The sequence below is a fragment of the Roseovarius sp. ZX-A-9 genome (assembly GCF_028369135.1).
Classification (GTDB): Bacteria; Pseudomonadota; Alphaproteobacteria; order Rhodobacterales; family Rhodobacteraceae; genus Roseovarius.
The window spans coordinates 1-5,589 of sequence record NZ_JAPWHW010000054.1; the positions used below are offsets into that span (position 1 = coordinate 1).

A 5,589-nucleotide genomic window follows, 5' to 3' on the forward strand; every position below is an offset into this window, starting at 1 on the left:
GGATGTGGCTTGCCCATCTCAAACCCCCATATCTGCCTTACAGACAGGGAATCACAGATCAAGCCTCTTGGGAATCCTGAATCGGAATAGGCGCAACGCGCTCTAACTTGATACGACGGGTACGATGGAAGTCCGAAGCTGATAGGGTCCCCGCACCGAACGGAACACCCATAAACGAAAAAAAATCCATGACGAACTATGTTCGTCATGGATGATTTTTCTAGTCCGTCCCGGAACGCTAGGTTCCGGTTAAAGCTGTGTTCAGGCTTTCCGGTCTTTCCGACGACGGCGCGATGCCGCAGTCAGACCACCCAGACCGCCAAGAAGCAGCAGAGCAGAGGCAGGAAGCGGGACTACACTAATCGCGCCGAGTTTGCCATCAAAGTTGTTCGCGTTCGATTCGATCGAGAATGCCAGCGCGCCCACCTTGGTCCAATCGAAGACACCATCACCTCCGCCGGTAGTTGAGAAGGCGGTCAGACCAAGATTGCTATCGAAATCCGGCCCGCCAATCACTTCGTCATACTCAACCAGTGTGCCGTCTACGTCCCAAGCATAGGCGCGGAACGTAGCCGTGCTGGGAAGAGTATCGAAATCCGATCCTGAGAAGGAAAGGGCCCTATTTGCAGCTGGATTACCCGCAAGGAAATCAATACCGGCGCCACCACCCAAGCCATCAGTATCGACATCAATCATGTTTGCTGGCGAACTGTCGAACGTGAAAGAAAATGCTGAGCCTGCACCACCGCCATCATAGACAAGAACCGCTTGACCTTGGACACTGGAGTCATTGCCGAAGTAAAGGTCACCGCCGAAGGCAGAAAACGTCGTGCCAAACGGAGCGGCCCCATTGTCGGTCGAGACCCACATGAAGCGATTGCCGCCGAGGATGCCCGCATCAACCACATCAGTGGTCGCGGGGTTGCCATCGGTAATTGCCGCTACACTGCCTGCCGCAGAAAAATCATCCACTACGATCGTGGAAGCCATGGCAGCCGGCGCCACAAGCGTCGCTATCGCCGCAAAAGTTAAGGACAGTTTCATATTCATCACAATTTACCCCCATCGCCTTTGTCCGGGATTCCCCCATCGAGCGATTCTAAAAATTACCATTGGTTAGATTTATACTGCTTCATCGCACGTCGAGTCAACAACGGAGACCGCATCTGCAGGGATTCCATTCGGGAGAGAATGTTTTTCTGGCAAATGACCGGTGATCAGTAACCTTTGGGTTGCAAGAACCGCCGTTTCTTTGGACAAGAGCGTTTGACGGGCCGAGCAGAGTGAACTTTGGTGTCCGGTAAACCACCAAGCGTTGGAGGCCGTGCTGAAACCGAATCACCTGTTCCTTTACGGCCTGATCGCCGTGTGCTGCGTGATCGAAGCCGTGCTGAGCCTTGGCGATCTCGGGCTGATCGGGTCCGATCACTTGCGCCAGCTGGTTTATGATTTCGGTGCGTTCTGGCCAGGCCTTCTGTCAAACTGGAATCCGAACTATGCCGCGCAGCCCTATGTGATGTTCGTCACATACGCGTTTCTGCACGGAGGGTGGATGCATCTTTCGGTGAACATGATCAGTCTGTGGTCCCTGGGCCGCGCAGTACTGAACCGGGTAGGGCAGGGTAAATTCATCCTTCTATATGCAGGGACGAGTCTGTGCGGCGCTGCGGGCTTCGCCCTTCTGGCCCCCAGCCTTCGGCCCATGGTGGGCGCATCAGGATCGTTATTCGGTCTTCTGGGCGCGCTCGTGGCCTGGGAGTATGTCGACCGTGACAACGATCGCGAGGGCCTTTGGGACGTTGCCCGGGTCGTTTGGCTGCTGGTGGTGCTGAACCTCGTGCTCTGGTGGGTAATGGGGGGGCAGCTTGCATGGCAAACGCATTTGGGCGGGTTCGTTGGCGGCTGGATCGGGGCGCTCCTGATCGACAACAAGCCGCGAAAGGATCGCTGAATGGCGACATGCCGAACTGTTGGCACCTGCTTCGCTGTGTAGAGCGGGGAGTGAGCCATATGGTTTTGCGATATTTGGTTCTGGAAACGCTGGCTGTGGTCTGCGATGGTCCGTTTAGCAGGTCGGTTGGCTCAACCGTCCTATCGCGCGAGCCTGGTCTGATACTTGAGGCAAGGCCATCTCCGCTCCGGGTCTTGTGGCTGGATGCGGAAACTGAACGAAGAACGATGAGACAGCATCTGACGGGTTGTACCTTTTGAGATTGATTCTTGGCTTTATAGGCTTGGTCTTTCGTCTGCTTTCCTTCGTAGGAATTGTGGCCGTGGTTGTGGCTTTCCTTCTGTATGATTTCATGACCCGATCAGACGCCTATGCAGGTAACAGTGAGCTTCCGCGCACCGCGATCGTGTTTACCGGTGATTTTGATCGCATTGAGAGAGGTCTCGAACTTCTCTCAATGGGTAAAGTGGAACGGCTGTTCATTACGGGCGTGAATGGTGACGCAGGGCTGAATGTTGACCGCTTTCCCAAACAGTTCAATCTGGACTCTTATGAGACTGACTGGATTGCAACCGGGCAGATCATCCTCGCCCCGGACGCGCATACAACGATTGAGAATGCTCTTGAGGCGGCGTGCTGGCTGGACAACCAGCCTGACGTAAAGGCCGTTACACTTATTACTTCCCAGGAACACATGGCGCGCGCGTCGGTGGCGTTGCAGCACGCGATCGGTCCGATATCCGTTGTGCGGGTGATCTCGAACTCTTCAGATGAATACGACAAGTACCAAATCAACTTGTTCGCATTCGGCGAGTTTGCCGCGACGTGGTTCATTACACTGTTACCCAAGAGCCTTTGGCCGGGAAATGAGCCGGCATTGTGTTGGGGGCGTTGAAAAGGGCGTTTGACCTGCTTGGTTGGCGCGCCGGTAGACTGTGCTACCTTAGCCCCCTCGCAATATACCCCATTTGAAGTCGCGGTTGACTGAGGGGGGCTGAATTCCTTGGCGCCTTACTCCGCGACTTTGCCGCAGATCCACAAGCACCTTCAGCTTTATGTCGTGTTCGTCCCGACGAGGGCGCAGGAATGAAGCGATCACACTTACTAGTATAGAAGGCCATTGGCTTCTTGCCTGCGCATCGGGGCGCCTAGGTGGGATTGTTACAGGAACAGACTTGATCGTGAGCGTGCTTGTTTTGTCCCTGTCGGGCGCCACCTGCTATAGCGAATGAAAATGTAACCCCGAGCTCTCGGAGAGATCGCATGGCAGCGCGCTGGAAAAACACCCTTACGGAAAACGATGTAACGCCCGAAGCTGTCTATCTGAATCGGCGTCAGTTGATGGTAGGTGCAGGGACTGCCGGCCTGATCGGTCTGCCGGGGCTGGCACGCGCCGATGCGTTGGAGCCGAACCCCTGGGAGGACATCACCGAATACAACAACTATTATGAATTCGGCACCGGCAAGGAAGACCCGGCCAAATACGCCCACATGCTGACGACCGCTCCCTGGAGCATCACGATTGACGGTCTGGTGGACCGGCCGGGGGCTTATGCGTTGGAGGACGTCCTGGCCAAGATGAAGATAGAGGAGCGCATCTATCGGTTCCGCTGTGTCGAGGCGTGGTCGATGGTGATTCCATGGAACGGTTTCGAGCTGCGTGATCTTCTGGAAATGGCCGGAGTGCAGACCGCTGCAAAATACGTGGCGTTCGAGACGATGCTGCGTCCCGACGAGATGCCGGGTGTCGCCACGCCGGTTCTGGACTGGCCTTATGTAGAGGGTCTGCGGCTTGACGAGGCGGTCAATCCTCTGACGATTATGGCGACGGGGATCTATGGCAAGGATATCCCGAACCAGAATGGCGCGCCGTTGCGGTTGGTCGTGCCGTGGAAGTATGGCTTCAAGTCGATCAAGTCCGTGGTGCGGATCACACTGACGGACGCAGAGCCGCCGACCAGCTGGAAAAAGGCGAACACACGCGAATACGGGTTCTACAGTAATGTGAACCCCGAGGTGGACCATCGCCGCTGGAGCCAGGCAACCGAACGGGTGATTGGTGGCGGTCTGTTCGCCGGCCGCCAGGATACGCTGATGTTCAACGGATACGGCGAAGAGGTTGCCGCCCTATACCAAGGTATGGACCTTGGCATTAACTACTGATGGTTGACCGCAAGCTCCTGACCGGCGGCCTGCCGGGATCGGTGACGATGGCGATCTGCTCTATCACATGCGTGCCGACCGTATTCATCGGGGTCGAAGAGGAGTGCATGGATAGAGAGGGAGCAGGGCCGTGGCTGAACTGACTTTCATCCTGACTTGCCCCGAGTGCGGATCTCGCAGGCAATCGCATATGCCGGCCGATACTTGCTGCTGGCTTAATGAACGTAAGTTCTGCAAATCGGTGCTGCCCCCAAAACAAAGTGATTTTTTCGAATCCTGCTCCTATACGACGGTGCCCTGTCCGTCGGTACAGGGTGGGATGGACTGCTGCGGATGAGCGTCATCGATCGCATCAACGGATTTGCACGCCGAGCGCCGACCTGGGCGGTCTACATCCTCGGGCTGATGCCGGTGCCTTGGTTTCTCTATCTTGCGCAATCCGGGGGACTGGGGCGCGAGCCGATCAAAGGGCTGGAGCACGAGCTGGGCGAACTGGCACTGCAATTGCTGATCGCGGTGCTCTGCATTACGCCCCTGCGCCGCCACATCGGCATCAACCTGATCAGGTTCCGCCGGGCCATCGGTGTTCTGGCCTATATATATGTTTCACTGCATCTGATGGTTTGGCTGGTGCTGGATATCGGCATCCTCAGCCAGATATGGGCGGATATCGTGAAGCGTCCTTATATCACAATCGGTATGGCCGGATTCGTTGTGCTGACGCCTCTGGCGCTGACATCCAACAACCGTTCAGTGAGAAAGCTGGGTTCGCGTTGGCGTAAGCTGCACAAGCTGACCTATCTGGCCGCTTTCCTGGGCGGGCTGCACTACGTGATGCTGGTGAAGGGATTCCAGCTGGAGCCACTCCTATATATGGGCGCGATTCTCGCACTGCTGGCCATTCGAGTTAATCCGGGTGCACGAATCCGGAAGACTCACGCGGCCTAAATCGGGAATCGCCGGGCCAGAATCACGAAAACGACTCGTTCGCCGAAAAATTTTGGCAGGAATCACGCGAGTCGGAGGTGATTCAGGGGGCGAGTCGAGGGTAATCGTACAGGAATCGCCGTCGAGTCTGGGGTGCCAAGGTGAAAGACCCCCAAGATGTTGCGTGTGACCCTTGGTCGGGGTGGCAACATAGTTGCGTCAGGGCGGGTGATTTCGAAGTTTTCGGTACGTAACGTACTCTTTTCCAAGGAAAAACGCGGAATGTAGAAAAAAGATGACGTTTCCAGAAAAAAGGGGTTGCGGGCCCGAGGTTCAAACCGTAAATACCACCTCACCGGCGGCGCAGAGATGCACACCGGGACGCCAGACGGGACAACGGAGCGACGCTCCAGAGGATCAGACGGTAAGAAAAAAATTGGGGTAAATGAAGCGGGTCGCGCTAGAACTTTTAGCGCTTCCGGTTGATTTTGTCTCGGAGCTTTTGGGTTCCACGTTCTTTGAAATTGATGATATCTGAAGAGATATGT

At 55.9% G+C, this 5,589-nt stretch carries 6 protein-coding genes; 5 read left to right on the forward strand and 1 reads right to left on the reverse strand.

Annotated features, from left to right (window positions below; all coding sequences use genetic code 11):
- Window positions 1-261: 261 nt before the first annotated feature.
- Complete coding sequence (locus O3306_RS22235; RefSeq protein WP_272011580.1) at window positions 262-1,050, reverse strand: VPLPA-CTERM sorting domain-containing protein; 789 nt, start codon at window positions 1,048-1,050, stop codon at window positions 262-264.
- Window positions 1,051-1,324: 274 nt separating this feature from the next.
- Here O3306_RS22235 and O3306_RS22240 point away from each other — a divergent pair, with 274 nt between their 5' ends.
- From O3306_RS22240 to msrQ, 5 genes are all read left to right on the forward strand, one after another.
- The gene (locus tag O3306_RS22240) at window positions 1,325-1,951 is read left to right on the forward strand and encodes a rhomboid family intramembrane serine protease (protein WP_272011582.1); all 627 of its coding nucleotides are present in this window, start codon (window positions 1,325-1,327) and stop codon (window positions 1,949-1,951) included.
- A 256-nt stretch (window positions 1,952-2,207) separates the two neighbouring features.
- The gene (locus tag O3306_RS22245; protein ID WP_272011584.1) at window positions 2,208-2,846 is read left to right on the forward strand and encodes a YdcF family protein; all 639 of its coding nucleotides are present in this window, start codon (window positions 2,208-2,210) and stop codon (window positions 2,844-2,846) included.
- A 368-nt stretch (window positions 2,847-3,214) separates the two neighbouring features.
- The gene (msrP, locus tag O3306_RS22250) at window positions 3,215-4,114 is read left to right on the forward strand and encodes a protein-methionine-sulfoxide reductase catalytic subunit MsrP (RefSeq protein ID WP_272011586.1); all 900 of its coding nucleotides are present in this window, start codon (window positions 3,215-3,217) and stop codon (window positions 4,112-4,114) included.
- Window positions 4,115-4,244: 130 nt separating this feature from the next.
- On the forward strand, window positions 4,245-4,451 hold the full coding sequence (locus O3306_RS22255; RefSeq protein ID WP_272011588.1) for a GDCCVxC domain-containing (seleno)protein: 207 nt from the start codon (window positions 4,245-4,247) through the stop codon (window positions 4,449-4,451).
- Window positions 4,448-5,062: a protein-methionine-sulfoxide reductase heme-binding subunit MsrQ gene (gene msrQ, locus O3306_RS22260; RefSeq protein WP_272011590.1), complete on the forward strand. Its 615-nt coding sequence runs from the start codon at window positions 4,448-4,450 to the stop codon at window positions 5,060-5,062. The genes O3306_RS22255 and msrQ overlap by 4 nt, the downstream gene beginning before the upstream one ends.
- Window positions 5,063-5,589 lie beyond the last annotated feature (527 nt).